Here is a 24993-nt window from a genome sequence, read left to right on the forward strand (position 1 = left end):
TAGGCTGCCGTTTCTTGGCCATACTCGAGCCAAACTGATCGGGTAATACTTAAGGCAAGATGACAGGAGATCCTAGACCCATGAAAACCATGACAGCATTGTTTAGCGTAGCAGGCCCACTCGCCCGGCGCGCCGTCGCTGCTTCGATAATTGGCGTGGGACTCCTTGCAACACCTGCGCTGGCGCAGAATGCAGTGTCAGGCGCGGCACAGCAGATTGCCAACCAGTTTGCGAGCGTGAAAACGCTGACCGGAGACTTTGTTCAGTTCGGTCCGCGCGGCGAGCAGACGGAAGGGACCTTCTATATTGAACGCCCGGGCAAGATTCGCTTCAACTACAACAAGCCCTCACCAATTCGTGTCATCTCGGATGGCGAATCCGTTGTGATCAATAATCGTAAGCTCGATACCTGGGATCTTATCCCTCTATCAAAGACGCCGTTAAAGCTGCTGCTCAGCGATCAGATCAACCTGTCCAGCAATACGGTCAAATCGGTCAAGGAAGAGCCGGACATGACGACGATCGTCCTTGGCGACAAATCGATCTTCGGAAATTCGACCATAACGATGATGTTTGACCCGAAGACCTTCGAACTGCGTCAATGGACCATTACCGATGCGCAGGGTCTTGATACGACTGTAATGATCACCAATGTCCGCACCGGCGTGCGCTTCGCCAAGGGTATGTTCAAAATCGACTATACCCGTATTGCGATGAAGAAAAGATAGATCAGGACAGTCGTTTCAGATTGATGATAGCAGGTTCCAATCATCGATAAGTTGTTTTAGTCTCGCAGCTCATTCATCACCCGCGAGACTATTTCCCCATGCCTTTTTCCGTTGCTACCTGGAACATCAATTCGGTGCGCTTGCGCTTGCCGCTCGTCCTGCAATTTCTGCGTGATTATCAACCGGATGTGCTGTGCCTGCAGGAAACCAAATGCCCCGATGATCTGTTTCCGCGGGAAGCCTTTCACATGGCCGGTTACGAACATATCGAGATCAGCGGCCAGAAAGGCTATCACGGGGTGGCAACACTTTCCCGCCGTCCTTTGACAGAACCGGCCCGGGTCGGTTTTTGCGATATCGCCGATTGCCGCCATTTGAGCACGGTTGTGACTGCTGGATCGAAACGGATGCGTATCCATAATTTCTATGTCCCGGCCGGTGGTGATGAACCCGATCCGGAGATCAATCCGAAGTTCAAGCACAAGCTCGGTTTCCTTGACGAGATGAAAGCCATGAATGCGGTTTATGGCGATGGCCATGCCTCCCTGCTGGTGGGCGACCTCAATATTGCGCCACTCGAAACCGATGTCTGGTCACACAAACAGTTGTTGAAGGTTGTGAGCCACACCCCTATCGAAACGGAGGGTCTGGAAGCTTTGCGCAAGAATGGCGGCTGGAGCGATCTGATGCGCCATCATATTCCGCCATCCGAGAAAATTTATACATGGTGGAGTTATCGGGCGGCCGATTGGGCAGCGGCGGATCGGGGCCGGAGACTGGACCACATTTGGGGATCGCCTGACCTTGAGGCTGATCTGAGGGACATCACAATCCTGCGCGAAGCGCGTGGATGGGAGAGGCCGTCGGACCACGTTCCAGTGATCGCACGTTTCGAGCTGGACTGATCAGGTTTGGAATCAAATTTCGATGGTTTGATGCTGACCCCGCACAAGGAACGAGGATTTTCGCAGAGAATTGGTCGAATTTTGCGGTAAAAATTCAACCGCAGCGAGAAAATTAGTTGTGTTGACGCGAGTTAGTTTTCGCCGAACAGTTTTTCATATTTGGAAATTTCCGCGATCATTTGGCTCAGATCTGCAGAAATCTGGTCGTGCAACGCAGCGGCGATTTCCGGATATTCTTCAAGAATACGCCGGAACAATGAGCGATTGAGGCGGATGACTTCGGTCTCTATATCCGCCATTGCGCTGGTAAGACGCTTGGTTTGAGCGATGATAGCCATCTCACCAAGCACCGCTCCCGGACCTACAGTTTTGAGGGAAACCCGTCCGGAAGGACCTTCGCGGAACAGAGAAATCGCACCACGATCAATGACATAGGCGCAATCGGCTGACTGGCCTTCGCGGTAAAGCTCGCGCCCTTCCCGCAGGACGAGCCGCTCTGTCCCGAAGGCAAGCAGACGCAACTGATCGCGCGTAAACGTGCCGAACAGCCCCACTGTCTCCAGAATGCGAATATCATCTTCAATTGCCATGCAATTACAGACATATACCTAGATTGACCCGATCGGCATCAAGGAATGAGCTTGTATCCCCCGCTTTCCGTGACGAGTATGGTTGAATTCGATGGATCCTGCTCGATTTTCTGGCGAAGTCTGTAAACATGGGTTTCCAACGTGTGGGTGGTTACTCCGGAATTGTATCCCCAGACTTCCTCCAGAAGAATATCGCGCGTAATGACCTTGCCGCCGGCGCGGTAAAGATATTTGATAATCGCGACTTCTTTTTCAGTGAGCCGGATTTTGCCACCTTTGGCATCAATCAGCATTTTCTGGCCGGGCTTGAACGTGTAGGGGCCAACAACGAAAGTCGCATCCTCACTCTGCTCGTGCTGGCGTAACTGTGCGCGAATGCGCGCCAACAGCACAGCGAAGCGGAATGGCTTGGTGACATAATCGTTTGCGCCTGATTCGAGCCCGAGAATCGTATCAGAATCAGTATCATGGCCGGTCAACATGATCACCGGTGCCTTGAAACCGCCCTTACGCAAGAGCTTGATGGCTTCGCGCCCATCCATGTCCGGCAAGCCGACATCCATGATCAGCAGATCAACAACGCCGTTACGCGCAGCCTGTATGCCCTTGGTTGCATTGTCTTCCTGAACAATCTGAAACTCCTCATAGAGGCTCAGTTGCTCAACCAGAATTGCCCGCAGGTCTGCATCATCGTCGACGATTAGAATGGTACGCGCTGTCATTGGATCTCCCGCAGATGGAAAGAAGTCGTTGGAATTTAAGTCGAATTCTACAGGAAAGAAAGAGCATCGACTTGATATTGCTTATGTGGCGCATCAGTCTGACATAAAAATGCTTTTTATGAGGCAAGCATGCCACTAACCCCTTTGAAGTATATCGATGTTCGTCCGCGTCCCGGTCATAAAAGCCAGGGCCTGCTGATCGCAGGCGCAATTGTCCTGCGTTGCGCGCTTGGTAAGGGCGGTATCACCACGAGAAAGCGGGAGGGCGATGGTGGCACACCTTTAGGACGGTTGCGGCTTCTCTATGGCTTTAAAAGGCCCGACAAGCGGGTGAGGTCCACGCCTCTATTGCGCCTTAACCCATTGAAAAAGAACGATGGATGGTGCGAAGTCAGCAATGATCGCAATTACAACCGCAAAGTGCGGATACCTTATAATGCGAGCCACGAAACCATGTGGCGCAAGGACGATCTCTACGACATCTGTATCGTTCTGGATTGGAATATCCGGCCACGCAGGAGAAGTGGGGGCAGCGCGATATTCCTCCACCTGGCGCGGCCCGGCTATACACCCACTGAGGGCTGCATTGCCTTGAGCCGTGCAGATATGAACCGTCTTTTGCCGCTTTTGTCGAATAAAACGGTTATTCGTGTCCTGCGTTAGACCGGAAAACGCCAGACCGTTGTTTTCTTGATTTCAGCGTCTTCGAGAACGCGCGTCACCGGAACTGAATAGACAGCAAGCGGCTGGAGTAAATCCTTGGGAAAATAGGATCTCCCCGGATCTCCGACAATCACTTCGGCACCGCGGGAAGCAAGTTTGGTAAACCAGGGAATGAGTAAATCTGCCAAAGCTTTATCGTAGAAAACATCGCCTGCCAGCACGACATCCCATCCTTTATCGGTACCGATAAGGTCGGCAATCATAATATCCAGCATGACATCATTAGCAGCGGCGTTGAGAAGGATTGCAGGCTGCGTAAAGGGGTCGATATCGCAACAGAATACATGTTTTGCATCGGACATTGCAGCGGCAATACCGACCAGGCCCGAGCCTGACGCGAAATCAAGTACAGGGCGACCTCTGACTATTTGTGGATTATCAATCACATAGCGTGCGACACCCTGGCCGCCAGCCCATGCGAAGGCCCAGAATGGCGGCGGAAGTCCTATGGTCGCGAGCTCTTCTTCCGTGCGTTGCCAAAGGTCATGGGCTTCATCGGCAAGATGAAGCTTTATCTCCGGAACGTGCGGCGGCGACTGTATAGACGTGTTGGCCAGCACGAACTGACGGTAACGATCACTGGTCGGGTCCAGCTCGGTCTCAGCCATGAAGAGCGATCATTTGGGGGCCGGAATGAGATCACCCATGCGGCAAACTTCTTCCCATTCGTCCTCTGTCACCGGCTGTACTGAAAGACGCATTGAGGTGACCAGAGCCATTTTTTCAAGCTTCGGATTGGCTTTGACATCTTTGAGGGTAACCGGCTTTGGCATGTCCCGGACGGCTCGAATATCAACGCAATCCCAGCGCGGATCATCGGTGGTCGAATCGGGGTGGCTGAGCGCGCAAACTTCGACGATGCCAACCACTTCCAGACCTTGGTTGGAATGATAGAAGAAACCTTTATCGCCGATCTTCATGGCGCGCATATTGTTGCGGGCGAGATAGTTGCGCACGCCTGTCCATTCTGTGCCTTTGGCACCGGCAGCCTTCTGTTGTTCCCACGACCATGCGTCAGGTTCGGATTTGTACAGCCAATATGCCATGTTGAAACCTATTTGTTGTCCGGGTTCTTGATTGCCCAATTCCACGGGCGGATATCGACAGAGGCGAATAGCTCCGCCTTCGCGTAAGGGTCATTTGCGGCGATCTGTTTTGCCGCTGCCAGATCAGCAGCCTCAACGACTACAAGGCTGCCATTTGGCCTGGAATCATCGCCCAGAAAAGGGCCAGCGAATTTTAGCTGGTCACCAAGACCGTTCAGATAATCAAGATGCGCGGTCCGTGTACCAAGACGCAATTGCAGGCTATCGGGTTTGTCGTTGCATAAAAACGCAAAAAGCATGGTATTTTTCTAGTCCTCATTTTTGAGTGGCCTTGAAAGCAGTGCTTCCATGGCTTCATCGACAGTAATGTCTCCAGCCAATATTCTTGCGACAGCTGAAATGATCGGGACATCGATAGCATGACGCGCTGCGAGTTCAACTGCAATGGAGGCTGTTGCAACGCCTTCCGCCAGTGGCCGCCCCGTCAAGTCATCTGCCTTGCCCAATGCAATACCATAAGAGTAATTGCGCGATTGCGGTGTCGAGCAGGTCAGCATGAGATCGCCAAGCCCGGAGAGGCCCATAATCGTCTCGGACCTTGCCCCTAAAGCATGGCCGATGCGACGTAATTCGGCGAAGCCGCGCGTAACAAGCGCAGCCTGTGCGCTGGCGCCATATCCCCTGCCGATAGCAGCACCAGCTGCGATAGCGAGCACGTTTTTCAGTGCCCCGCCGATCTCGACCCCCGTCACATCATCTGTAGAGTAACAGCGGAACGTTGCGCCTGAGAGAGCGACAGCGATATTGTCAGCCAGTGCTTGATTGCGGGACGCGACAGTCACGGCTGTGGGCAATCCTCTGGCGACATCGGTGGCGAAACTGGGTCCTGAAAGGACGCCAAGCGGATGACCGGGGAGTATTTGATGTGCCACTTCCGACATGAGAAAGCCGGTGGACCGTTCAATTCCCTTGGCACAGATGATCAACGGTGTTGACGCTGAAATGTGATCCTTGAGCTCCTTTAAGGCCGTCGAAAGTGCCTGCGCCGGAACCGCGCACAGAATATACTTCCCATGCATCAGAACGGTTCTGGCATCGCTGCTTGCCGTCAGCGACGGATGAAGGGGGATGCCAGGCAAATGGGCATCATTGCGGTGAGTATTGTTAATTGCTGCGACTGTGATGGGATCGCGTGCGTAAAGCGTCACCAAGCTGCCATTGGATGCAGCCATTGTTCCGAGCGCTGTACCATAGGCGCCACCGCCCAATATGGCGATTGGTGGCCGCTCACTCATGCTTTTGCTCCACGGCGACCAGCACCAATCAGGGGGGCAGAATACATATCCAGCGGCCAGCGCGAGCGTGGAGCAATATCAAGGGAATCGGGAGGCGTCTGGCTTGCGCGTTCAGCGCCCGCCCATGCGATCATGGCGGCATTGTCCGTACAGAGAGCCATTGGTGGCGCAATGAAGCGAAAGCCGCTCTTGTCGCAAAGCTGCTGGAGCACACCACGCAGGACCTTGTTTGCCGCAACGCCCCCTGCGACCACCAATGCAGGGCGGTCCACGGCAGGGAATGTTTCGCGGAACCGCATAAGAGAGCGTGCAACACGGTCATCCAGCGTATCGGCTACGGCGGCCTGAAAAGCCGCGCAAATATCATTCACATCCGTTTGCGATAGAGGTTCCAGACTGGTCGCCAGTTGGCGCACGGCGGTTTTGAGACCGGAGAAAGAAAAGTCGAGGCGCTCTTCACCTTTTAGCGGACGCGGGAGCGAGAAACGTGTTGAATCACCGAGAAATGCTGCCTTTTCAACCTCAGGCCCGCCCGGATAGCCAAGTCCAAGCATTTTGGCGGTTTTGTCAAAGGCTTCACCGAGCGCATCGTCAATGGTTGTGCCAAGCCGCTCATAGTTTCCCAGTCCCTTGACCAGAACCATTTGCGTATGGCCGCCGGAAACGAGGAGCAAAAGATAGGGAAATTCAACATTATCAGTCAGGCGAGGCGTCAGTGCGTGGCCTTCAAGATGATTGATTGCGTAGAATGGTTTTTGGCTTGCCAAGGCTATTGCCTTGCCGGTCATCAGCCCGACGATCAGCCCACCGACAAGTCCCGGGCCCGCTGTCGCAGCAATGGCATCAACGTCGTCGAGCGTCAAATGCGCTTCGTGCAGTGCCTGACCAATCAGCCGGTCGAGCACTTCGACATGAGCGCGCGCGGCAATTTCCGGTACGACACCGCCATAGGGCGCGTGTTCTTCGATTTGACTTAACACGACGTTTGAAAGAATGGTGCCATGACCATACTCATCGCGCTCGACAATAGCCGCCGCCGTCTCGTCACAGCTCGTTTCAATACCCAGAACCCGCATCAATATCCTTCGTCGCATTGCCGGTCGAATAAAAGCCCGTTAGTAGAGGCCATGAATATGGAACTCGCGTAACACGGACTGCGGCCAATGCAAACAAAAACGCTCAAGATCGGTACACGTGGGAGCGCGCTCGCGCTCGCGCAAGCCCGGGAGACGCGCGACCGGCTGGTCAGGGCTCATGGTCTGGACGAAGCAGACATCGAGATCGTTGTCATTTCGACGAGTGGCGACCGGATTCAGGACAAACCCTTGTCGGAAGTTGGTGGCAAAGGTCTTTTTACATTGGAGATCGAAGAACAGCTTGCCGATGGCCGCATTGATCTGGCTGTCCATTCATCCAAGGATATGCCGACATTTCTGCCGGACGGCTTGCACCTATCGGTGTTTCTTGAGCGGGAAGACCCACGCGATGCTTTCATTGGGCGTAGCGCTAAAACTTTGACCGAACTGCCATTGGGCGCTGTTGTCGGTTCTGCATCGCTTCGGCGTCAGGCATTGATCAAACGCATTCGCCCCGATCTTGAAGTTATCAACTTCCGCGGCAATGTGCAGACGCGGTTGCGCAAGCTCGCCGATGGAGAGGTTGATGCGACGTTCCTCGCTTTTGCTGGGCTGAAACGGCTTGATCTCGGCCATGTCGTAACCGAGCTTATGGATGCCAAGACATTCCCTCCAGCGCCCGGACAAGGCGCTATCACGGTCGAAAGCCGCATTGGCGATGACCGGATCGACAATCTTCTTGTTCCGATCAATCATTTGCCAACGTCGACTGCGCTGGCATGTGAGCGGGCGTTCCTTGGTGCGTTGGATGGTTCGTGCCGCACTCCGCTTGCCGGGCTGGCGACAATCTCAGGCAAGGCACTGCATTTCCATGGGATGATCCTGCTGCCTGATGGGAGCGAGGTTCATGAAGTTACAGGCGAGGGTTCCATTGCGGATGCTGCCCAAATCGGACGGGATGCGGCGCTGCGGGTCCGGGAGATGGCTGGCGCTCATTTCTTTACGGACTGGCTCTGATATGAGATCTGTTTTGGTTACGCGGCCCGAACCCGGAGCAACCAGAACAGCCGGACGGTTGGCTGAGCTCGGCTTTCAGCCATTGGTGTTGCCACTTAGTGAAGTTGAGCCTCTGCAAGTGCAAGATGTGCATGGGCATTATGATGCCGTTGCAATTACCAGCGCGAATGCATTGCGCCATGCGCCGGAAGACTTTCTTGCAACATTCCATGACCTACCCTGCTTTGCGGTTGGTGGTGCAACTGCCGATATAGCGCAGGCTAAAGGCTTCAAGCAGGTTCTGACGGGAAACGGCAATGGGTCTTCGCTGGCTGAGAAGATCAATAATTCAACGGCTATGAATGCGCGGGTTCTTTATCTTGCAGGGCGGGTCAGATCACCCGAGTTTGAAGAAATCGTCGGGCAGTCAGGTCGAGGAGTCACACCAGTTTTGATCTATGACACGATTTTAAAGCGCTATGAGACTGATTATTTAGTCCAGTTTTTTAACTCTTCGCCAGTCAATGTTTGTCTGGTGTATTCGAAAAGAGGCGCTGCAACACTTCTGGCCATAATTGAGCAAGCCAATGCTTATCATCTATTTGAAAATACAGAATTTTTATGCCTTTCTGACAATATTGTACCTATCATTTCAAGCCAGGGTTTTCGTCACATGCGCGCTGCCAGTGTTCAAGATGAAGTCGCATTACTCGAATTGCTGCATGCTTGACACCATCTGCTAATGAGCAAGCTTGCATCACGGTGGTTTCATATGAGGAACTTCCTTGCTAGCTTTAGAGTTCAATCGAAGCACATCTGTTCCAGAAGAGAGTTTCCATGGCCAAATCTACCGTTCCACGTCATTCCAAAACGACCCGTAAATCGATGACGATTGAACTGGAACCCTCTTCCATAACAAAGTCTGCAGTATCACCCAATAATGTGCCAGAGCCGGAACCGGTGGGTTTCGACCCTGCGGCCAAGACAGCAGCCGCGACAAGTGAAACCATGGAACAACGGTCTGATGCGGATACGTCTTCATCTCGCAACTTTGGTCGCGCTGACCCAACGCCAGAGAAAAAGCCGGCTGCCAGCGTCAGCGCTGCGAGCCCTATCCAAGAATCGAACGACTCATTGGGGCGACTCGTTTCGGGGCTTGTTGGCGGTGTGGTTGTTCTTGCTGGCGCAGCAGCCCTCCAATGGGCAGGCATGCTTCCATCGCCGAAGGCGGATCTGTCCGGGTTGGAACAGCAGATTGCCCAATTGCGCGATGCACCTGCAAAGCCGCTCGATGAAGCCAGTCAAGCAGCGCTTGATGGTGCAAAACAGGCATCGGAACAGATCGCTGCACTTAGGGCAGAGTTGGGTTCGGTAAAACAGAGCGTTGCGGATATTCAAAACAGCGCACCCGCAACCAGCACGGCGGTGGATACCAGCGCTATTGATGCGCGCATAGCCTCGCTGGAACAACAAATCAGTGCCAACAAGCAACAAGTCGCGCAAGCTGATGGTGCTGCTGCGGGTGCAACTACGAGGCTGGATGCGCTCGAAGCGAAGGTCAATGATACATCCGGCCAAGCCAATATGGCGCTTGCAATGGCTGCCACTGGCTTAAAGGCTGCTGTTGATCGCGGAGAACCTTACAAGGCCGAACTTGACACCTACCTTGCCGTTGCTCCAGTGGCCGGCGATGTTGAATCATTGCGACCAGCCGAAACCAAAGGCATACCGACGGTCACCACGCTGGCAAGTGAGTTTGGAGATGTTGCCGCCAAAATCATAGCAAGCACACGCACCGTTGATCCCAATGCCGGAATTCTGGATCGACTATGGTCGAGCGCATCTGGTCTGGTCGAGGCGCGGCCCGTTGGTATGGTTGAGGGGGAGGGCGCTGATGCGATCACGGCGCGTATCGAGGCTCACTTGCATGCTGGTGACCTGAACGCTGCAATTGCAGAATGGGAAAAACTTCCAGATATGGCTAAAACGGCTTCCGCAGATTTTGGCAATGCCATGAAGGCGCGGCAGAATGCGAGTGCGGTCGTGTCAAAAGCCTTATCCGATGCTTTGAGCGGCATCAAGACATCGACGGGTCAGGAGTAAGAAGATCATGATGCGTATTCTGTTCTTCTTCATTGTCGTCCTGTTGCTCGGTGTCGGATTTGCCTGGCTTGCAGACCGGCCCGGCGATCTCGTTGTGACTTTTGCCGGCATGCAATACAAGGTCAGCCTTATGGTTGCGGCAACAAGTATTGTCGCCATTGTTGCTGCGGTCATGCTGACATGGTGGCTTATCAAAAGCATTGTCACCTCGCCTTACGCCTTACGGCGGCATTTTCGTGCACGCAAGCGTGACCGGGGATATCAATCACTTTCCACGGGCCTGATTGCTGCCGGTGCCGGTGATGGCCAAACAGCGCGATTGATGATCAAGCAAGCGGAAAAGCTTCTTAATGTCGATCAGGAGCCGCTGATCAAACTGCTTGATGCCCAAGCTGCAATGCTTGAAGGCCGTACTGACGATGCCCGAAAAAAGTTCGAAGCTATGCTTGATGATCCGGAGACCAGGTTGCTCGGTCTGCGTGGCCTTTATCTGGAAGCGCAAAGATTGGGCGCGCGCGATGCGTCGCGCCATTATGCCGAAGAAGCCGCTCTGCTGGCTCCTAATGTTGAGTGGGCGGCGTCCGCAGCGCTTGGACAGAAAACCACCCATGGCGATTGGGATGGCGCTCTGTTGCTCCTCGACAAGCAGAAGGCAACCAAGCAGATCGACAAGGAAAAGGCCAAACGTGAGCGGGCTGTCATCCTGACTGCAAAGGCCATTGAGACATATGAGAGCGATCCGGTGAATGCAAAGCCGTTGGCAATTGAAGCCAACAAGCTGGCTCCCGACCTTGTTCCAGCGGCCATTGTTGCCGCAAGGGCGCTGTTTGCGCAGAACGATCTGCGTAAGGGGTCGAAAATTCTTGAATATACCTGGAAACGGGAACCGCATCCTGATGTCGCGGAAACATATGTCCATGCCCGGGTTGGCGATTCGCCCATCGACCGCTTAAAGCGTGCACGCCATCTGGCTGGGCTCTATCCGCATCATGCGGAATCCAATCTGGCAATTGCTCACGCGGCTCTTGGTGCTGGTGAACTCAAGGAAGCGCGTGAAGCGGCAGAAGCAGTTCTGCGCAGTACGCCCCGCGAGAGCGCTTATTTGCTGCTGGCAGACATCGAAGAAGCGCAGACTGGCGATCAAGGTCGTGTCCGTCAATGGCTGTCGCGAGCGGTTAAAGCGCCACGCGATCCCGCCTGGACTGCCGATGGCTATGTCTCGGATCGTTGGGCTCCCGCTTCACCCGTAACCGGCAAGCTTGATGCATTTATGTGGAAGGTCCCGGTTGAACAAATCGGCCCTGTCATTGATGCGGGCGAAGATTTTGATAGTGCACTGGCAACGGAGCCATCAAAACCAAGGCAGCCCGCAATGGAGGCAAAGCCGATCTTACCGACGCGCGAGGAGGAGGAAAAATCGCAGCCGGAGATAATTGCCGTGGACCCGGAGGTGGTGGATGCGGAAATTGTACCGTTTGAACCACCAGTGCAGAAACCTGCAAAGCCTATGGTGGAGGCCCCCCAGGAAGATGCGGAACTGCCTCGGCGGACTGCGTCGGTGCTACCGCGGCTTCCGGAGAAGTCGAAAGAGCCAGTCAGCGAACCATTTGTTGGGCCGGTGCCAGACGATCCAGGTGTGAAGCCGGAATATAAATCATCGCAATCCAACAAGAAGTTCAAGTTGTTCTGATGGCGGTGGAACTCCGTCTTAATCTCGTTTGCGGCAAGATGTACAGTGGCGAGGTAGGTTTACTCAGGCTAACAAGGAAAAGTGATACTTAAAGTGGAAAGACCATAAATGCTTGATCGCCTTGTTACTTTTTTCAAAGCGCTACCATCAGGTGAAAGCGGTTCTGAGCATTTTTCAAAATCGGACCCGCGTCTTGCCGCTGCGGCTCTGCTCTTTCACGTTATGGATGCAGACGGCTCCAGCAGCAAAGAAGAACGCAAGCGTGTTTCACAACTCATATCCGATGCTTACGGATTGAAGGGCGAGGCACTGAAGCGTCTTCTGAGTGAGGGTGAGCAGGCCGATCAGGAGGCCGTTGATCTTTACAGTTTCACCAGCATCATAAAGCGCAATCTTGACGAGGATGCCCGTATCAGATTCATTGAACTGATGTGGGAAGTTGTTTTTGCCGATGGAGTCGCTCATGAACTTGAGGACAATGTTGTCTGGCGGGTTGCTGAACTGATCGGCGTTTCCACCCGGGATCGGGTCACCATGAAGCAGCGGGCTGCAGTTCGAGCCGAACGGGATGTGCCCGAAGAATAGGACCAAGACGGATGTTCCAGACAGAATGGATGGACGGAAGCCATATACAACGTCCGAAAATTCTTGCAGTTCTTCATCAGGAACGATCAAGCACTGGCCGTGTCGGACAATTGCTCGTTGAGGCCGGTTTTGCACTGGATATCCGCCGTCCGCCGCTTGGTGATGCCTTGCCGGATACGCTGGACAGTCATGCCGGAGCCGTCATTTTTGGCGGCCCCATGAGTGCCAATGATCCTGAAGCATTTATAAAGCGGGAAACGGATTGGCTATCGGTGCCGCTGGCCGAAGAAAAGCCATTCCTTGGCATCTGCCTTGGCGCGCAAATGCTATCCAATCATCTTGGCGCAAAGGTTTCCCCTCATCCCGATGGGCTGGTTGAAATAGGCTGGTATCCCTTGGAACCAACAGAGGCTGGCAGGGCGCTTATGGATTGGCCATCCATGGTCTATCATTTTCACCGGGAAGGCTTTGACCTGCCAAAATCGGCCACGTTGTTGGCTACGGGAAATACCTATGCCAACCAGGCTTTCCGTTATGGAAAGAATGCATGGGGCGTGCAGTTCCATGCGGAGTTGACGCGCGCCATGATGCAGCGTTGGGTGGTTCGTGGATCAGAGCGTTTTTCGCTTTGTGGCGCCCAGCAGGGTCGGGATCACCTGGAAGGCCGAATGATCCACGATACCATTCTCAAAGCCTGGCTCCAGCGTTTTCTGGGAATTGTCTTTGGCGCTGCGGTTACTGCCTGAAGCGCATCAGGTTCGACCCTGCAAGTTGCGTGCCTTGCGGAGCTGCGGGAACCACCAGGCCCATAGCCCGGCCACAGCGACCGTCCCTATGCCACCAAAGACAACGGCTGGAACTGTTCCGATCATCGAAGCCATGACGCCTGCACGGAATTCGCCCAGTTCATTTGAGGCACCGACGAACACCATATTTACAGCATTGACGCGGCCCCGAACATTGTCCGGTGTCCAGAGCTGAAGTAGCGTTTCGCGGATGTAAACGCTGACCATATCAGCCGCACCCATCAATGCGAGAACGACGATGGAAAGCCAGGCAAGATTTGAGACGCCGAACATGATGGTGAGCAGGCCGAACATCGCTACGAAGGCAAACATGATCAGGCCAGCATGGTCGCGGATGGGATGGCCTGTCAGCCAGACGGCGGTCAGGATTGCGCCAACACCCGGTGCTGCACGCAGCATGCCAAGCCCCCAAGGGCCGAGCTCCAGAATGTCACGGGCATAGACAGGAAGCAGTGCTACTGCCCCACCCAATAAAACCGCAAAAAGATCGAGCGAAATTGCGCCGAGGACGACCTTTTCCTTCCAGATGTAGTGAAAGCCTGCCAGCAGGGTTTGGAGAGACTTTTTCTCATTCAGCGTATGCTGCGTAGGCTTGGGTATGGAGAATATGGCAAAGAAGGCAATGAGTAGCATGAGACACGCGATGCCATATGCTGCCACAGGGGATATGCCATAAAGCAAGCCTCCCGCGACAGGCCCGACCAATGTGGCAATTTGCCAAGCCGAAGAGTTCCATGAAACGGCGTTGGAGAATATCTCTGCAGGCACAAGGTTAACGACAAGTGATGAGGAGGCGGGGCCGAGAAACGCCCGTCCTACACCAAAGCCAGCCAGCACAAGGAACACATGCGCAGGGCTGAAGCTGTGTGTCACCGTCAGCAAAAGCAGCAGTGCTGCACAAATCAGCTCGACGCCAATCGATAATCCCATGATGAGACGGCGCCCGAAACGGTCAGATGCAGCACCGGTAACCAGAACCAGCAGAAGTGCCGGGGCAAACTGCACAAGTCCTACCATGCCGAGATGAAACGGATCTCGTGTCAGATCATAGATCTGCCAGCCGACCGAAACACTGATGATCTGAATGGCGAAGGAGCCAAAGAATCGTGAAAGCCAGTAAAGTGTGAAGGAGGAATGGCGAAAGGCGGCGTAACGATCGTGAACCGCGTCCGTTTCAGGAATGGTCATTTCGGTGAAGAAGCTCCGGAAGATGGAGATTTCTTCTAGAGCAATTTACCGCGGAAGTAGAGAGAAAAGCGGCACTTTATGTTGCAGACTGAAAGCAAGAGGGAGCGAGCAGGTTTGGCCAACTCGCTCCCTTAGCAGGGTTAATCTTTGCCGAGCAAAGCTTTCCAGATGATTGCGCCAATGGCAGCACCAATGAGCGGAGCTACCCAGAAGAGCCAAAGCTGGCCAAGAGCAGCGGTTTCGGCAAACAGAGCCACGCCTGTGGAGCGAGCCGGGTTGACCGACGTGTTGCTTACCGGGATCGACACCAGATGGATCAATGTCAGGCCAAGGCCAATCGGGATCGGTGCGAAGCCTGCAGGGACGGAAGCAGACGTTGCTCCGAGGATAATGATCAGAAAGAACGCTGTAAGCACGACCTCGGCGACAAGCACTGCAGTGAGCCCATAGCCGCCTGGCGAAAGCGTGTCATATCCATTAGATGCAAAGCCTCCGGCAGCAAAACCGGCTTTTCCAGATGCAACAAGATAAAGCACGGCTGCTGCAGCGATTGCTCCGATAATCTGTGCAATCCAGTATGGGATAAGTTGCTTGAAATCGAAGCGGCCAGCGATAGCCAGTCCAAGCGATACCGCTGGATTGAAATGGCCGCCTGATATGCCGCCGACAGCATAAGCCATGGTGAGAACAGTCAGGCCAAAGGCCAATGCAACGCCAAGATAACCAATACCAACGTCGGGAAGTCCAGCTGCCAGAACTGCGCTGCCGCAACCACCAAGAACAAGCCAGAACGTGCCGAAGAATTCAGCCGATAGTCTATTTAGCATGGTAACCCCCTAGATGAAAAACGGCCGAATTGGCCCGAATCACAAGCTTTATATTTATTCCTGTTTTTGAAATTCAACAATATCTAGTGGTTTCCCGGCCATACAGCCACGCTCTAGTGTTTGTAGACAGTACACGACATGGAAATACTATGAGCGTCTTTTGGAGGGCCAGCTGAGGAATGCGCCTGATCGCTGGCCCCTTGCTCGCGGGCCAGTCAATCGCTACATAAACTGAGACTTTCAGGAGAAACAGATGCTCGCCATTATCCGCACCATTGACCTTGCCCTAGATATCTATACCTGGATTCTTATTGCCAGCGCGATCTTTTCATGGCTTTACGCTTTCAATGTCATCAATTCGAGCAACAGGTTCGTCGCTTCAATTGGTGATTTCCTCTATCGCGTGACCGAACCAGCTCTGCGCCCTATACGACGGTTTTTGCCCGATCTTGGCGGGATCGACATTTCTCCCATCGTTCTGCTGTTGCTGATCTTCTTCGTCCGTCAGCTGCTATGGACCACGATTGCACCCATTCTGCTGTAAGCGGTGGCGAACCATCCTTTTCGCAAGGGAGTTGACAGCCTCACGCTTTTTGTGCGGCTCACTCCAAAGTCTGCAAAAGATGCGATTGAAGGTGTGGAAACAACCGATGACGGACGCGCGCACCTCAAGGTGAGGGTGCGGGCGATTCCCGAAGATGGCAAGGCCAATGCTGCACTTAGGAAGCTATTGGCAAAATGGCTGGATGTAGCGCCGCGAAATGTCACAATTGTTGCAGGGGCAACGTCGCGGCTCAAACAGGTCAGGCTTGAAAGCGATCCGGACAGCTTGATTGCCAAGCTGTCCGGATTATTACAATATTAAGAGATTACGCTGCGCCGACTTTGGCGTTATGGCGCTCAATGGCTTCCCTAATCAGCTGGCGCGCGGCGTCTTCATCGCCCCAATCGCCAATCTTCACCCATTTGCCGGGCTCCAAATCCTTATAGTGTTCAAAGAAATGCTGGATCTGCTTGAGGGTGATTTCCGGCAGGTCGGTATAGTTGTGGATCTTCTCATAGCGCAACGTCAGATGAGGCGAAGGAACAGCAATGATCTTTTCATCCTGACCCTTATTGTCTTCCATGACCAGAACGCCAATCGGACGGACATTGATCACACTTGTCGGCATCAATGCGCGGGTATTGCAGATAAGAACATCGATAGGATCGCCATCATCTGACAATGTATGCGGTACGAAACCATAATTGCCGGGATAAGTCATTGGCGTGTGCAGAAAGCGATCAACGAAGAGCGCGCCGGAATCCTTATCCAGTTCATATTTGATGGGTTGACCGCCGACGGGGACTTCGATGATCACGTTAACGTCTTCAGGAGGATTGTTGCCGACAGGAATGGCATCGATGCGCATATTCTAAGAGTCCTTGTTGGTTTGGGAGTGCTGTACTGATTTTTGGCCCTTTGCGCAACAACGCGTCGGCCTTTAGGTCGTCATCCGACCTATTCTTGCGACGATTAGGCGCAAAATCAGGGTATATCGTGGTGTGGTGGATTTAGGATGAGGATCGTCAACTCCAGACGAAAGCACGCTTCTTGAGCATCTTGCCGTCGAAGCACTCGACGCCTTCGGCTACGTCCCGCCCCCCCGCACCGTGATAGAACGAAACAGCCAGATCATTGTCCTCAAGCACCCAGATGACCGTGCCCTTGAGACCCTGATCCCCCAAGCTGCGCCTGGCAGCGCCAAGCAATCGCGAACCGAGCCCGCAGCCTTGATATTCCGGGCGAATATAGAGCTCGTAAACCTCGCCTTTTTCCAGCAACTGGCGAGCGCGGTTAGGCCCCAGCGTTGCATAACCGGCAACGACACCCCCGATATCCGCTACCAGAATTTGTGTGGAGCGCTTGATGGCCCGTACCCACCAGTCTGCTCCCCTGCGCTCCAGCATGGTGTTAAGAGCACGATGAGGAATGATGCCGGAGTAAGCGCCGCGCCAAGCAGCCAGATGAATGGCCGAAATTGCCACTGCATCAGCCAAACCGGCTTTTCGTATCTCGGTTACATGCGTGCTCATGATAAAGAGCATAGACCCGCGACACGCAATTTCGCAACGGCGTTGCGGACGATTTTTTGGGCGTCAAAAAGAAAAGCGGCGATGAACGCCGCTTTTCAAATGGTCTACCAATTTGCTGCAATCAGGCTGCGCCGGCAGCCTTGTTGCTCTTTTCAAAACGCTTGCGCTCATTCGGATCGAGATAAAGCTTGCGCAAACGAATGGACTTTGGCGTGACTTCCATGAGTTCATCGTCCTGAATCCACGACAGCGCACGCTCAAGCGTCATACGGATTGGAGGCGTGAGCTTCACGGCTTCATCCTTGCCGGCAGCACGAATGTTTGTCAGCTTTTTACCTTTGAGGATGTTCACCTCAAGATCGTTGTCGCGCGAATGGATGCCGATGATCATACCGGCATAAACCTTGACGCCTGCTTCGATGATCATCTGACCACGGTCTTCGAGGTTCCACATGGCGAAGGCTACGGATTCACCCTGATCATTGGAAATCAGGACGCCATTGTTGCGCCCTGCGATTTCGCCCCGGAATGGCTCATAGGCGCGGAACAGGCGGTTCATGATTGCGGTGCCACGTGTATCGGTCAAAAGTTCTGACTGATAACCAATGAGGCCGCGAGTCGGTGCGTAGAAAACCATGCGGACGCGGTTGCCGCCGGAAGGACGCAGCTCAACCATTTCGGCCTTGCGTTCGGACATTTTCTGAACAACCGTTCCGGAGTATTCTTCATCAACGTCGATCAGAACTTCTTCAATAGGCTCAAGCAGATTGCCTGCGTCATCCTTCTGCATCACAACGCGCGGACGGGAAACACCAAGCTCAAAGCCTTCGCGGCGCATATTCTCGATGAGAACGGCAAGCTGCAATTCACCGCGGCCGGACACGAAGAATGAGTCCTTTTCGCCGGATTCTTCTACTTTGAGCGCGACATTGCCTTCAGCTTCCTTCATCAGGCGATCACGAATGACGCGGCTGGTAACCTTGTCGCCTTCAGTGCCGGCGAGCGGGCTGTCATTGACGATGAAGGACATGGTAACCGTTGGGGGATCAATCGGCTGCGCATGCAACGGTTCCGTCACTTCAAGAGCGCAGAATGTGTCGGCCACAGTGCCTTTCTGCAGGCCGGCAATCGCAACGATGTCACCAGCATGAGCTTCATCAATCGCCTGGCGCTCAAGGCCACGGAACGTCAGAATCTTTGAGATACGGCCGGTTTCGATCTGTGTGCCGTCGCCGTGCAGAACCTTGACCGGCTGATTGGCCTTGACTGTGCCGGAATGGATACGGCCCGTAATGATGCGTCCGAGGAACGGATCGGCTTCAAGGATCGTTCCGATCATTTTGAAAGGACCTTCGCCAACAGTTGGCTCGGGCACATGATCAAGAACCATGTCAAACAGAGCCGATAGGCCTTGATCCTGCGGGCCTTCCGGGTTCTTTGCCATCCAGCCATTACGGCCTGAACCATAAAGGATCGGGAAATCAAGCTGTTCATCTGTCGCGTCGAGAGCAGCAAAAAGATCAAAGACTTCGTTGACGACTTCTTCATGACGCGCATCAGGGCGATCGATCTTGTTGATTGCTACGATCGGGCGAAGGCCAACCTTCAGAGCCTTGCCGACAACAAACTTGGTTTGTGGCATCGGGCCTTCAGCTGCATCGACGAGAACGATAGCGCCGTCAACCATCGAAAGAATACGCTCGACTTCACCACCGAAATCGGCGTGTCCAGGTGTATCGACGATGTTGATGCGGGAGTCTTTCCAGACAACGGAAGTGGCTTTAGCGAGAATGGTAATCCCGCGTTCCTTTTCGATGTCGTTGGAGTCCATCATTCTTTCAGCAACGCGCTGATTTTCGCGGAAGTTGCCGGACTGTTTCAATAGTTCGTCAACAAGCGTGGTTTTGCCATGGTCAACGTGTGCGATAATCGCGATGTTGCGCAGTTTCATGAGGTTCTCTTTGGAGGATTGTGGACGCAAAATTGCATGCGGCGCTTTTACATTTGCGCGCTCCATACATGTTTTTTCGCAATTGCGAAAGGGGGCGGCACAGGAATATGCCGCCCGGGTCACTTTCTGTCTGCTTTTCAGAGCAAGGTTCCGGACAGGATAACCAGTGCAATGCTGAAATAAATCACCAATCCTGTAACATCGACAAGCGTTGCGACAAAAGGTGCAGAAGCGCTTGCGGGGTCGAAACCCAGCCGCTGCATGGCGAAAGGCAGCATCGAACCGACCAGAGAGCCGAACGTCACGATACCGACCAGCGCAGCACCGACCGTGGCGGCAACCAATTGCCAGTGCTGACCGTAATCATAAAGACCAAGCATTTGCCAGGCGGCGATACGTGCAACGCCGATCAGGCCCAAGAATGATCCAAGCACCAGCCCGGTTGGTATTTCGCGCAGGGCGACCCGCCACCAGTCCTTCAAGCGTAGGTCCTGTAAGGCCAGCGCACGAATAAGCAGGGAGGTAGCCTGCGAGCCGGAATTGCCGCCGGAGCTCATAATCAAAGGGATAAACAGTGTTAAAACAACGGCTTTCTCCAGCTCGCCTTCGAAATGCTGCATAGCGCTGGCGGTCAGCATTTCGCCGAGCAGCAAAATTCCGAGCCAACCGGCCCGCTTGTGGATCATCTGGAAGAAGCCGATTTGCATATAAGGTTTGTTCAAGGCCTCCATGCCACCAAACTTCAGCGTATCCTCTGTCATCTCCTGCGTCATGGTATCAATAACGTCATCAACGGTAACGATTCCAATGACTTGATTGTTGCCGGTCACGACCGGCACAGCCAATAGATCGTGCTTGCGGAAGAGGCGGGCAACGTCCTCCTGATCAGTCAGTGGCGTGACCACGACCGGAGCAACATCACGCCCAACGCTCAAAATGGAAGCCTCGGGTTCACTGCTGATGAGCCGCCGCAATGCCACAGTACGAAGCAGAATTTTCGATGCAGGATCAATGACATAGATCGCATATATCGTTTCGCGGGAACGTTCGACTTCACGGATATACTGTAGAGTTTGTGCAACGGTCCAGCCGGATGGCACGCTGACGAATTCAGTCGTCATCAGGCTGCCCGCCGTATGGGGCGGATAGCGCAGGAGTTTGCGTAGTGCGGCAGTGGTTTCAGGGCCGAGACCAGCGGCAAGACGAGCGCGGGTTTCAGGTTCAAACTCCTGAAAAATATCGGTAACCCGGTCAATCGACATTTCATCAAGAATGTCACGAGCCTTGGCAGCGGGCAGTTTTTCGATGATGGCTGGCGCTGAAAGCAGTTCGGGCTGATCAAGAATGAGTACCGCGTGTTCAAGCGGCATCTCATTAAAAATATCAATAATATCAGTGAGTTCGAGATCGTTAAGAAGCTCGATCGCATCGGCGGCATGCATGGATGCGAGGCGTTGCGTGATGTTCAGGTCTGCGTTTACCGCATCCTGGTGTACGAGGATGTTGTTCATTTAACTCGCCTTTCCGTCGATCCGCCGTCAAGGGGGATCAAGGCGAGCTGATTTCAAATCAGGCCAGGATCACCGCTGACGGCGCAAACAATCGACTACTATCGTCGCTGGGCATGGAAATGGATTCCTGGTTGAAACAAGCAGGCCGCGGAATGCGGACCCTGCATGGCGTCATTTGGCTCCACGGCGCTGTAAAGTCAACCCCACAAGTGAGATCAACCGCCTACACCAAAATTGCATGTTAAAATTGTAAAAAAGTCGGAAAAATCTGCAGTTCTGCCGCAAAATCTGTGGACTTTAGACCGAATGATCCAGCGCCAGACCCAGCCGGAAAGCTCTGGCGCAGACTTGGGCGGTGTGTTGCCCGTATCGTCCTCGACCACTTAGCTTTCATTGCTGATATCGCTTTAAGCGGGGCGATTTCAATTTCGCCTCGCGTCCGCTCCTCGCTGTGGAAGAGCTATTTTGCGCGGTGGCACGAAGCGCAGTCAGGCAGACTCATCATGAGCCCCGGTCATATTCAGGAGATTGTGAACTCTCCATGGAACAGAACGATTATTCAAGATCTAATGCCTAGCACCCTCATAAATGCTTCTTGTTATTCGAGGATACTTCCCCTCACGATGAGCCTGTCTGACCACGCTTCTTATTGTGTAGTCAGGTTCCTGCATCACAAAGCGTCTGTCAACAGAATTATGTGGTATTTTGCAGTTTTTATGCCTGATTACATCAAATTATGTGGTATTTGTGCCCGTAATCTTACGTTTTCGTCAAAGGTTCAGTCATGAGTTCGAAGCGTCGCGGTGAAATAACACGTCTTTTGCAAGAAGAAGGAACGATTTCGATTGCCGACCTGGCCGTGAAGCTGGGTGTTTCTCTGGAAACGATCCGGCGCGACGTGAAGCCTTTACATGACGAGGGCGCAGTTACCCGCGTTCATGGCGCGGTGAGCCTGCCGCAGCATCTTGGTGAAGCACCCTTTGAATTGCGTATGCGGGAGAATGCTGATGCGAAGCGGCTGATTGCACAATATGCCGCGGGAATGATCCAGAATGGCGAATCCATCATGCTGGATACTGGAACAACAACGAGCTTTCTTGCCCGTGAACTTTTGCAGCATCGCAATCTCACAATTATTACCAACTCGTCTGATATTGCCCGTATTCTAGCGACCGTAAATGGCAATCGGGTTTTCATGGCTGGTGGCGAATTGCGCAGCGATAGCGGTGCGGCCTTGGGAGTATCGGCAATGGAATTTGTCAGCCAGTTCAGTGTCAATCATGCCGTCATCTCCATAGGCGCAATCGATGCCTCGGGTGGCGTTATGGACTATGATCTGGAGGAGGCGGAGTTCGCCCGCACTGTGCTTTCGAGGGGTGCTCGCAAACTGGCGATCACCGATGCCACAAAATTCGGGCGGCGCGGGCTGGTCACAGTCTGCGGTTTTGATGGGTTTGACGAGTTGGTGACAGATCGGGAACCGCCAGCCGATATAGCGCAAGCTCTGGCTGAGGCAGGGGCGGTTTTGACGATAGCCTCGCGGCAATAGGTTTCCGCAGAGCAAGAAACGGATTGGCGTCTGACGAATCGACGCTATTCTCTGTGCAGATTCGGAGAAAAGCCTGTGTCCAGATTATTGCTTAGCAGATCCCTTTCTACAAAAATCGGCCCGATGGTTGCCATGGCAACCGACGAAGCGCTGGTTCTGCTGGAATTCCATGACCGGCCCATCTTGCCCGACGAACTGAAAGAGTTGCAGCAGCGCTATGGTTATTCGATCAACTCGGGAAGCAATGCCGTACTCAATCAGATACAGGCGGAACTTGATGCTTACTTCGAAGGGAAGTTGACGACGTTTGAAACGCCCTTGGCTTTACCTGCAACGCCCTTTCAAAAGCAGGTATGGTCTGTATTGCAGGATATACCCTTTGGCGAAACCCGCACCTATGGCGCCATAGCAAGCGATCTCGGCAAGCCGAATTCAAGCCGGGCAGTGGGCGCGGCCAACGGCCAGAACCGCTTGGCGATACTCATTCCCTGTCATCGCGTCATTGGTGCCGATGGTGCCCTGACCGGATATGGTGGCGGCAAGCATCGCAAACGCTATTTGCTGGATCTTGAACATCGGGTCATTGCGGGCATTTCCGGGAGCCCGGTGTTTCATCCGATTACAGCGCAAAGCAGCATGTTTTAAAGGCAATCTCTCCCGCAAGGGGAGAGATAATCGGTAGCAAGTGCGAGAGCGCTCACGCAGAAGCGCTCGTCAAATATTGGCGCCGCCATCAATGACAAAGCTTGACCCGGTGATAAAGCGGCCTTCCTCGCCTGCGAGAAAAGCTACCAGTCCGGCAATATCCTTCGCCTCGCCAAATTTTGGGATCGCCATGCGGGCGCGCTGTTCTTCAGCATGATCGCCATTGGCGGGATTCATATCCGTATCAGTGGAGCCGGGTTGGACGATATTGACCGTGATTTCGCGTGGGCCAAGGTCACGGGCGAGTGCTTTGGTCAGGCCGACAAGCGCCGCCTTGCTGGTGGAATAGGCGAGAAGCCCCGCTGAAGGCACGATCTCGGCAAGATTGCTACCGATTGTGATGATGCGCCCGCCAGCGCCCATATGCGCGGCTGCGGCTTTTGAAGCGACGAAGCTGGCGCGAACGTGGATCGACATAACCCGGTCGAATTCAGCCAGTTCCAATTCGTCCACCGTATCCATCGTATAGACGCCCGCATTGTTGACAAGAATATCGAGACGGCCAAGCTTGGCGTGGGCCTCGTTGACAGCATTTTCGACCGCTGCGGCGTCAAGATTGTCGGCCTTGATGGCAATGGCGCGGCGGCCAAGCTTCTCGATTGCCTTGACCGTGTCATCGGCTTTGGAGGCGGCGCTGGTATAGGTGATGGCGATATCTGCGCCATCCTGTGCCAGTTTGAGCGCAATGGCTGCGCCCATTCCGCGGCTTCCGCCCGTGATGAAGGCGACTTTGTTTTCGAGGCGAGACATGAAACATCCTTTATGTAGTGATCGATACATAATTCATGTCATGGTTGTATTAGGTCGTCAAGTGATTTATGTATCGATCACTAAAGAAAGGAATTTGCCATGACCGCGAAAGGTCGCCCCCGCGCATTCGACCGCGACGCGGCGCTTGAACGCGCCATGCAGGTTTTCTGGAAAAAAGGTTATGAGAGCGCCTCCATGGCTGATCTGACGGCGGCGATGGAAATCAATGCGCCGAGCCTTTACGCGGCATTTGGCAGCAAGGCCGAACTCTTCAAGGAGGCTGTCCAACTCTATACGGACAAGGTGGGTCAGCGCATCAAGAACTCCTTGCCCAATGCAGCCACTGCAAAAGAAGGAATTGCCGACTTTCTCATGCAAACCGCAATATCGCATACCGACCCGAACCAGCCGCATGGGTGCATGGTGGTGCTCGGTGCGCTGCATGGTGACGAGGGCTCGGGGACGCCTTGCTCGCTCTTGCGAGAGCGCAGGCTCGACAATGTGACGTTGCTTCGCGAAAGGTTGGAACGCGGCGTGCGCGAAGGTGAGATTGTAGCTTCGGTCGATCTCCAGCAAGTGGCGGAGTTCTATGCCACCGTACAGCACGGCATGTCGATCACGGCGCGCGATGGAGCCACATTACAGCAACTGACCAAGACGGCCCATGCGGCGATGGCGGCATGGGACGGGCTGGTTTCAGGGTGACTGCCATTATGGGTGCATCTTTGCTCCCTTGGTAATTTTGTCGACAGCTCTTTTTTCAGCCCGTAATGCGATTCCAACCAGCTTGGCAGTCTCAGGTTCGAAACGCCCGAATACTTCGCGATTGGCAACGTCATTACCGGTTGCAAACATCTCTTCGACATAGGCTGATGTCGTTATATTGCGCTCAAGCGATCGTTTGTGAATTTTCCGAAGCGTCTCTTGATCTGCAGCAAGCACCACCATTGGCTGGATTGCCATCGCATTATAGACATTTCCCGCGCCATCCCTATATGGTTCGCCGATAATGGCCGGATACTGGGCCGTAATGCCGCTTGTCAGAAAGGCCGCCACATTGAGCTTTTGCCAGGTGGCAAGGTCATCGCGTAGAACGACAACAATCTTGGTATCAGTCATGAGTTTAACCTCCATTCGTGGATTGCGGAAACGTCGGAGATAACAGTCGGGG

At 53.8% G+C, this 24993-nt stretch carries 29 protein-coding genes; 14 read left to right on the plus strand and 15 right to left on the minus strand.

All coding sequences use genetic code 11. From position 1 onward, the window contains the following. Positions 1 to 89 precede the first annotated feature (89 nt). Both ACYJL1_RS02940 and ACYJL1_RS02945 read left to right on the plus strand, forming a co-directional pair. Complete coding sequence (locus ACYJL1_RS02940; RefSeq protein WP_460897915.1) at positions 90 to 728, plus strand: outer membrane lipoprotein carrier protein LolA; 639 nt, start codon at positions 90 to 92, stop codon at positions 726 to 728. Between the two features lie 98 nt (positions 729 to 826). Beyond that, complete coding sequence (locus ACYJL1_RS02945) at positions 827 to 1633, plus strand: exodeoxyribonuclease III (protein WP_460896952.1); 807 nt, start codon at positions 827 to 829, stop codon at positions 1631 to 1633. 131 nt (positions 1634 to 1764) lie between these two features. Here ACYJL1_RS02945 and ACYJL1_RS02950 read toward each other — a convergent pair whose 3' ends face one another. Together ACYJL1_RS02950 and ACYJL1_RS02955 are read right to left on the minus strand one after the other, a co-directional pair. After that, a complete protein-coding gene (locus tag ACYJL1_RS02950; protein ID WP_460896953.1) occupies positions 1765 to 2223 on the minus strand; it encodes a cyclic nucleotide-binding domain-containing protein in 459 nt (152 codons plus the stop codon). A gap of 38 nt (positions 2224 to 2261) precedes the next feature. Further along, entirely contained in the window at positions 2262 to 2945 is a 684-nt protein-coding gene (locus ACYJL1_RS02955; RefSeq protein ID WP_008122166.1) for a response regulator transcription factor, read from the minus strand. A gap of 129 nt (positions 2946 to 3074) precedes the next feature. On the opposite strand from ACYJL1_RS02955, the gene ACYJL1_RS02960 reads away from it, so the two are divergent. Then, on the plus strand, positions 3075 to 3608 hold the full coding sequence (locus ACYJL1_RS02960) for a L,D-transpeptidase family protein (protein WP_460896954.1): 534 nt from the start codon (positions 3075 to 3077) through the stop codon (positions 3606 to 3608). Here the strand turns inward: ACYJL1_RS02960 and ACYJL1_RS02965 are convergent. The 5 genes from ACYJL1_RS02965 to tsaD are packed head-to-tail and all read right to left on the minus strand — an operon-like array spanning position 3605 to position 7085. After that, positions 3605 to 4276, minus strand: coding sequence for a class I SAM-dependent methyltransferase (locus tag ACYJL1_RS02965; protein ID WP_460896955.1), 672 nt, complete (start codon positions 4274 to 4276; stop codon positions 3605 to 3607). The two genes, ACYJL1_RS02960 and ACYJL1_RS02965, sit on opposite strands and share 4 nt — an antisense overlap. A gap of 9 nt (positions 4277 to 4285) precedes the next feature. Then, on the minus strand, positions 4286 to 4714 hold the full coding sequence (locus tag ACYJL1_RS02970; protein ID WP_460896956.1) for an EVE domain-containing protein: 429 nt from the start codon (positions 4712 to 4714) through the stop codon (positions 4286 to 4288). An 8-nt stretch (positions 4715 to 4722) separates the two neighbouring features. Further along, complete coding sequence (locus tag ACYJL1_RS02975; RefSeq protein WP_460896957.1) at positions 4723 to 5013, minus strand: YciI-like protein; 291 nt, start codon at positions 5011 to 5013, stop codon at positions 4723 to 4725. Between the two features lie 9 nt (positions 5014 to 5022). Then, positions 5023 to 6009: an NAD(P)H-dependent glycerol-3-phosphate dehydrogenase gene (locus ACYJL1_RS02980; RefSeq protein ID WP_460896958.1), complete on the minus strand. Its 987-nt coding sequence runs from the start codon at positions 6007 to 6009 to the stop codon at positions 5023 to 5025. Further along, complete coding sequence (gene tsaD, locus ACYJL1_RS02985; RefSeq protein WP_460896959.1) at positions 6006 to 7085, minus strand: tRNA (adenosine(37)-N6)-threonylcarbamoyltransferase complex transferase subunit TsaD; 1080 nt, start codon at positions 7083 to 7085, stop codon at positions 6006 to 6008. Before tsaD ends, ACYJL1_RS02980 begins: the two co-directional genes overlap by 4 nt. An 87-nt stretch (positions 7086 to 7172) precedes the next feature. Between tsaD and hemC the strand changes: the two genes are divergently transcribed. From hemC to ACYJL1_RS03015, 6 genes are all read left to right on the plus strand, one after another. Next, on the plus strand, positions 7173 to 8102 hold the full coding sequence (gene hemC, locus ACYJL1_RS02990) for a hydroxymethylbilane synthase (protein ID WP_460896960.1): 930 nt from the start codon (positions 7173 to 7175) through the stop codon (positions 8100 to 8102). A 58-nt stretch (positions 8103 to 8160) separates the two neighbouring features. Continuing rightward, complete coding sequence (locus ACYJL1_RS02995; RefSeq protein ID WP_460896961.1) at positions 8161 to 8811, plus strand: uroporphyrinogen-III synthase; 651 nt, start codon at positions 8161 to 8163, stop codon at positions 8809 to 8811. Positions 8812 to 8918: 107 nt separating this feature from the next. Continuing rightward, on the plus strand, positions 8919 to 10184 hold the full coding sequence (locus ACYJL1_RS03000; RefSeq protein ID WP_460896962.1) for a COG4223 family protein: 1266 nt from the start codon (positions 8919 to 8921) through the stop codon (positions 10182 to 10184). A gap of 7 nt (positions 10185 to 10191) precedes the next feature. Beyond that, entirely contained in the window at positions 10192 to 11874 is a 1683-nt protein-coding gene (locus ACYJL1_RS03005; protein WP_460896963.1) for a heme biosynthesis HemY N-terminal domain-containing protein, read from the plus strand. A 108-nt stretch (positions 11875 to 11982) separates the two neighbouring features. Then, complete coding sequence (locus tag ACYJL1_RS03010) at positions 11983 to 12459, plus strand: tellurite resistance TerB family protein (protein WP_460896964.1); 477 nt, start codon at positions 11983 to 11985, stop codon at positions 12457 to 12459. Positions 12460 to 12470: 11 nt separating this feature from the next. Further along, a complete protein-coding gene (locus ACYJL1_RS03015; RefSeq protein ID WP_460896965.1) occupies positions 12471 to 13205 on the plus strand; it encodes a glutamine amidotransferase in 735 nt (244 codons plus the stop codon). 6 nt (positions 13206 to 13211) lie between these two features. On the opposite strand, the gene ACYJL1_RS03020 is transcribed toward ACYJL1_RS03015, so the two are convergent. Beyond that, entirely contained in the window at positions 13212 to 14453 is a 1242-nt protein-coding gene (locus tag ACYJL1_RS03020) for an MFS transporter (protein ID WP_460896966.1), read from the minus strand. A gap of 140 nt (positions 14454 to 14593) precedes the next feature. Next, on the minus strand, positions 14594 to 15280 hold the full coding sequence (gene aqpZ, locus ACYJL1_RS03025; protein ID WP_460896967.1) for an aquaporin Z: 687 nt from the start codon (positions 15278 to 15280) through the stop codon (positions 14594 to 14596). Positions 15281 to 15533: 253 nt separating this feature from the next. Between aqpZ and ACYJL1_RS03030 the strand changes: the two genes are divergently transcribed. Together ACYJL1_RS03030 and ACYJL1_RS03035 are read left to right on the plus strand one after the other, a co-directional pair. Beyond that, entirely contained in the window at positions 15534 to 15824 is a 291-nt protein-coding gene (locus tag ACYJL1_RS03030; RefSeq protein ID WP_460896968.1) for a YggT family protein, read from the plus strand. Between the two features lie 3 nt (positions 15825 to 15827). After that, positions 15828 to 16145, plus strand: coding sequence for a DUF167 family protein (locus ACYJL1_RS03035; RefSeq protein WP_460896969.1), 318 nt, complete (start codon positions 15828 to 15830; stop codon positions 16143 to 16145). Between the two features lie 4 nt (positions 16146 to 16149). Here the strand turns inward: ACYJL1_RS03035 and ppa are convergent, their stop codons facing one another. From ppa to mgtE, 4 genes are all read right to left on the minus strand, one after another. Beyond that, positions 16150 to 16692 (minus strand): inorganic diphosphatase, encoded by a 543-nt coding sequence (ppa, locus tag ACYJL1_RS03040; protein WP_460896970.1) that lies wholly within the window; start codon positions 16690 to 16692, stop codon positions 16150 to 16152. Between the two features lie 157 nt (positions 16693 to 16849). Beyond that, positions 16850 to 17356, minus strand: coding sequence for a GNAT family N-acetyltransferase (locus ACYJL1_RS03045; RefSeq protein ID WP_460896971.1), 507 nt, complete (start codon positions 17354 to 17356; stop codon positions 16850 to 16852). Between the two features lie 121 nt (positions 17357 to 17477). Beyond that, entirely contained in the window at positions 17478 to 19307 is a 1830-nt protein-coding gene (typA, locus tag ACYJL1_RS03050; protein ID WP_460896972.1) for a translational GTPase TypA, read from the minus strand. A 137-nt stretch (positions 19308 to 19444) separates the two neighbouring features. Next, the gene (mgtE, locus tag ACYJL1_RS03055) at positions 19445 to 20818 is read right to left on the minus strand and encodes a magnesium transporter (protein WP_460896973.1); all 1374 of its coding nucleotides are present in this window, start codon (positions 20816 to 20818) and stop codon (positions 19445 to 19447) included. 784 nt (positions 20819 to 21602) lie between these two features. Here mgtE and ACYJL1_RS03060 point away from each other — a divergent pair. Both ACYJL1_RS03060 and ACYJL1_RS03065 read left to right on the plus strand, forming a co-directional pair. Then, positions 21603 to 22367, plus strand: coding sequence for a DeoR/GlpR family DNA-binding transcription regulator (locus tag ACYJL1_RS03060; RefSeq protein ID WP_460896974.1), 765 nt, complete (start codon positions 21603 to 21605; stop codon positions 22365 to 22367). A gap of 132 nt (positions 22368 to 22499) precedes the next feature. Then, entirely contained in the window at positions 22500 to 23012 is a 513-nt protein-coding gene (locus ACYJL1_RS03065; protein ID WP_460896975.1) for a methylated-DNA--[protein]-cysteine S-methyltransferase, read from the plus strand. A gap of 69 nt (positions 23013 to 23081) precedes the next feature. Here ACYJL1_RS03065 and ACYJL1_RS03070 read toward each other — a convergent pair whose 3' ends face one another. Next, positions 23082 to 23822 carry an SDR family oxidoreductase gene (locus ACYJL1_RS03070; protein WP_460896976.1) on the minus strand — a complete coding sequence of 247 codons (741 nt, stop codon included), beginning with the start codon at positions 23820 to 23822 and terminating at the stop codon, positions 23082 to 23084. A 99-nt stretch (positions 23823 to 23921) separates the two neighbouring features. Between ACYJL1_RS03070 and ACYJL1_RS03075 the strand changes: the two genes are divergently transcribed. Beyond that, on the plus strand, positions 23922 to 24527 hold the full coding sequence (locus ACYJL1_RS03075; RefSeq protein ID WP_460896977.1) for a TetR/AcrR family transcriptional regulator: 606 nt from the start codon (positions 23922 to 23924) through the stop codon (positions 24525 to 24527). A 6-nt stretch (positions 24528 to 24533) separates the two neighbouring features. Here the strand turns inward: ACYJL1_RS03075 and ACYJL1_RS03080 are convergent, their stop codons facing one another. Beyond that, a complete protein-coding gene (locus tag ACYJL1_RS03080; protein ID WP_460896978.1) occupies positions 24534 to 24941 on the minus strand; it encodes a DUF2000 family protein in 408 nt (135 codons plus the stop codon). Positions 24942 to 24993 lie beyond the last annotated feature (52 nt).

The organism is Phyllobacterium sp. K27 (assembly GCF_054796155.1).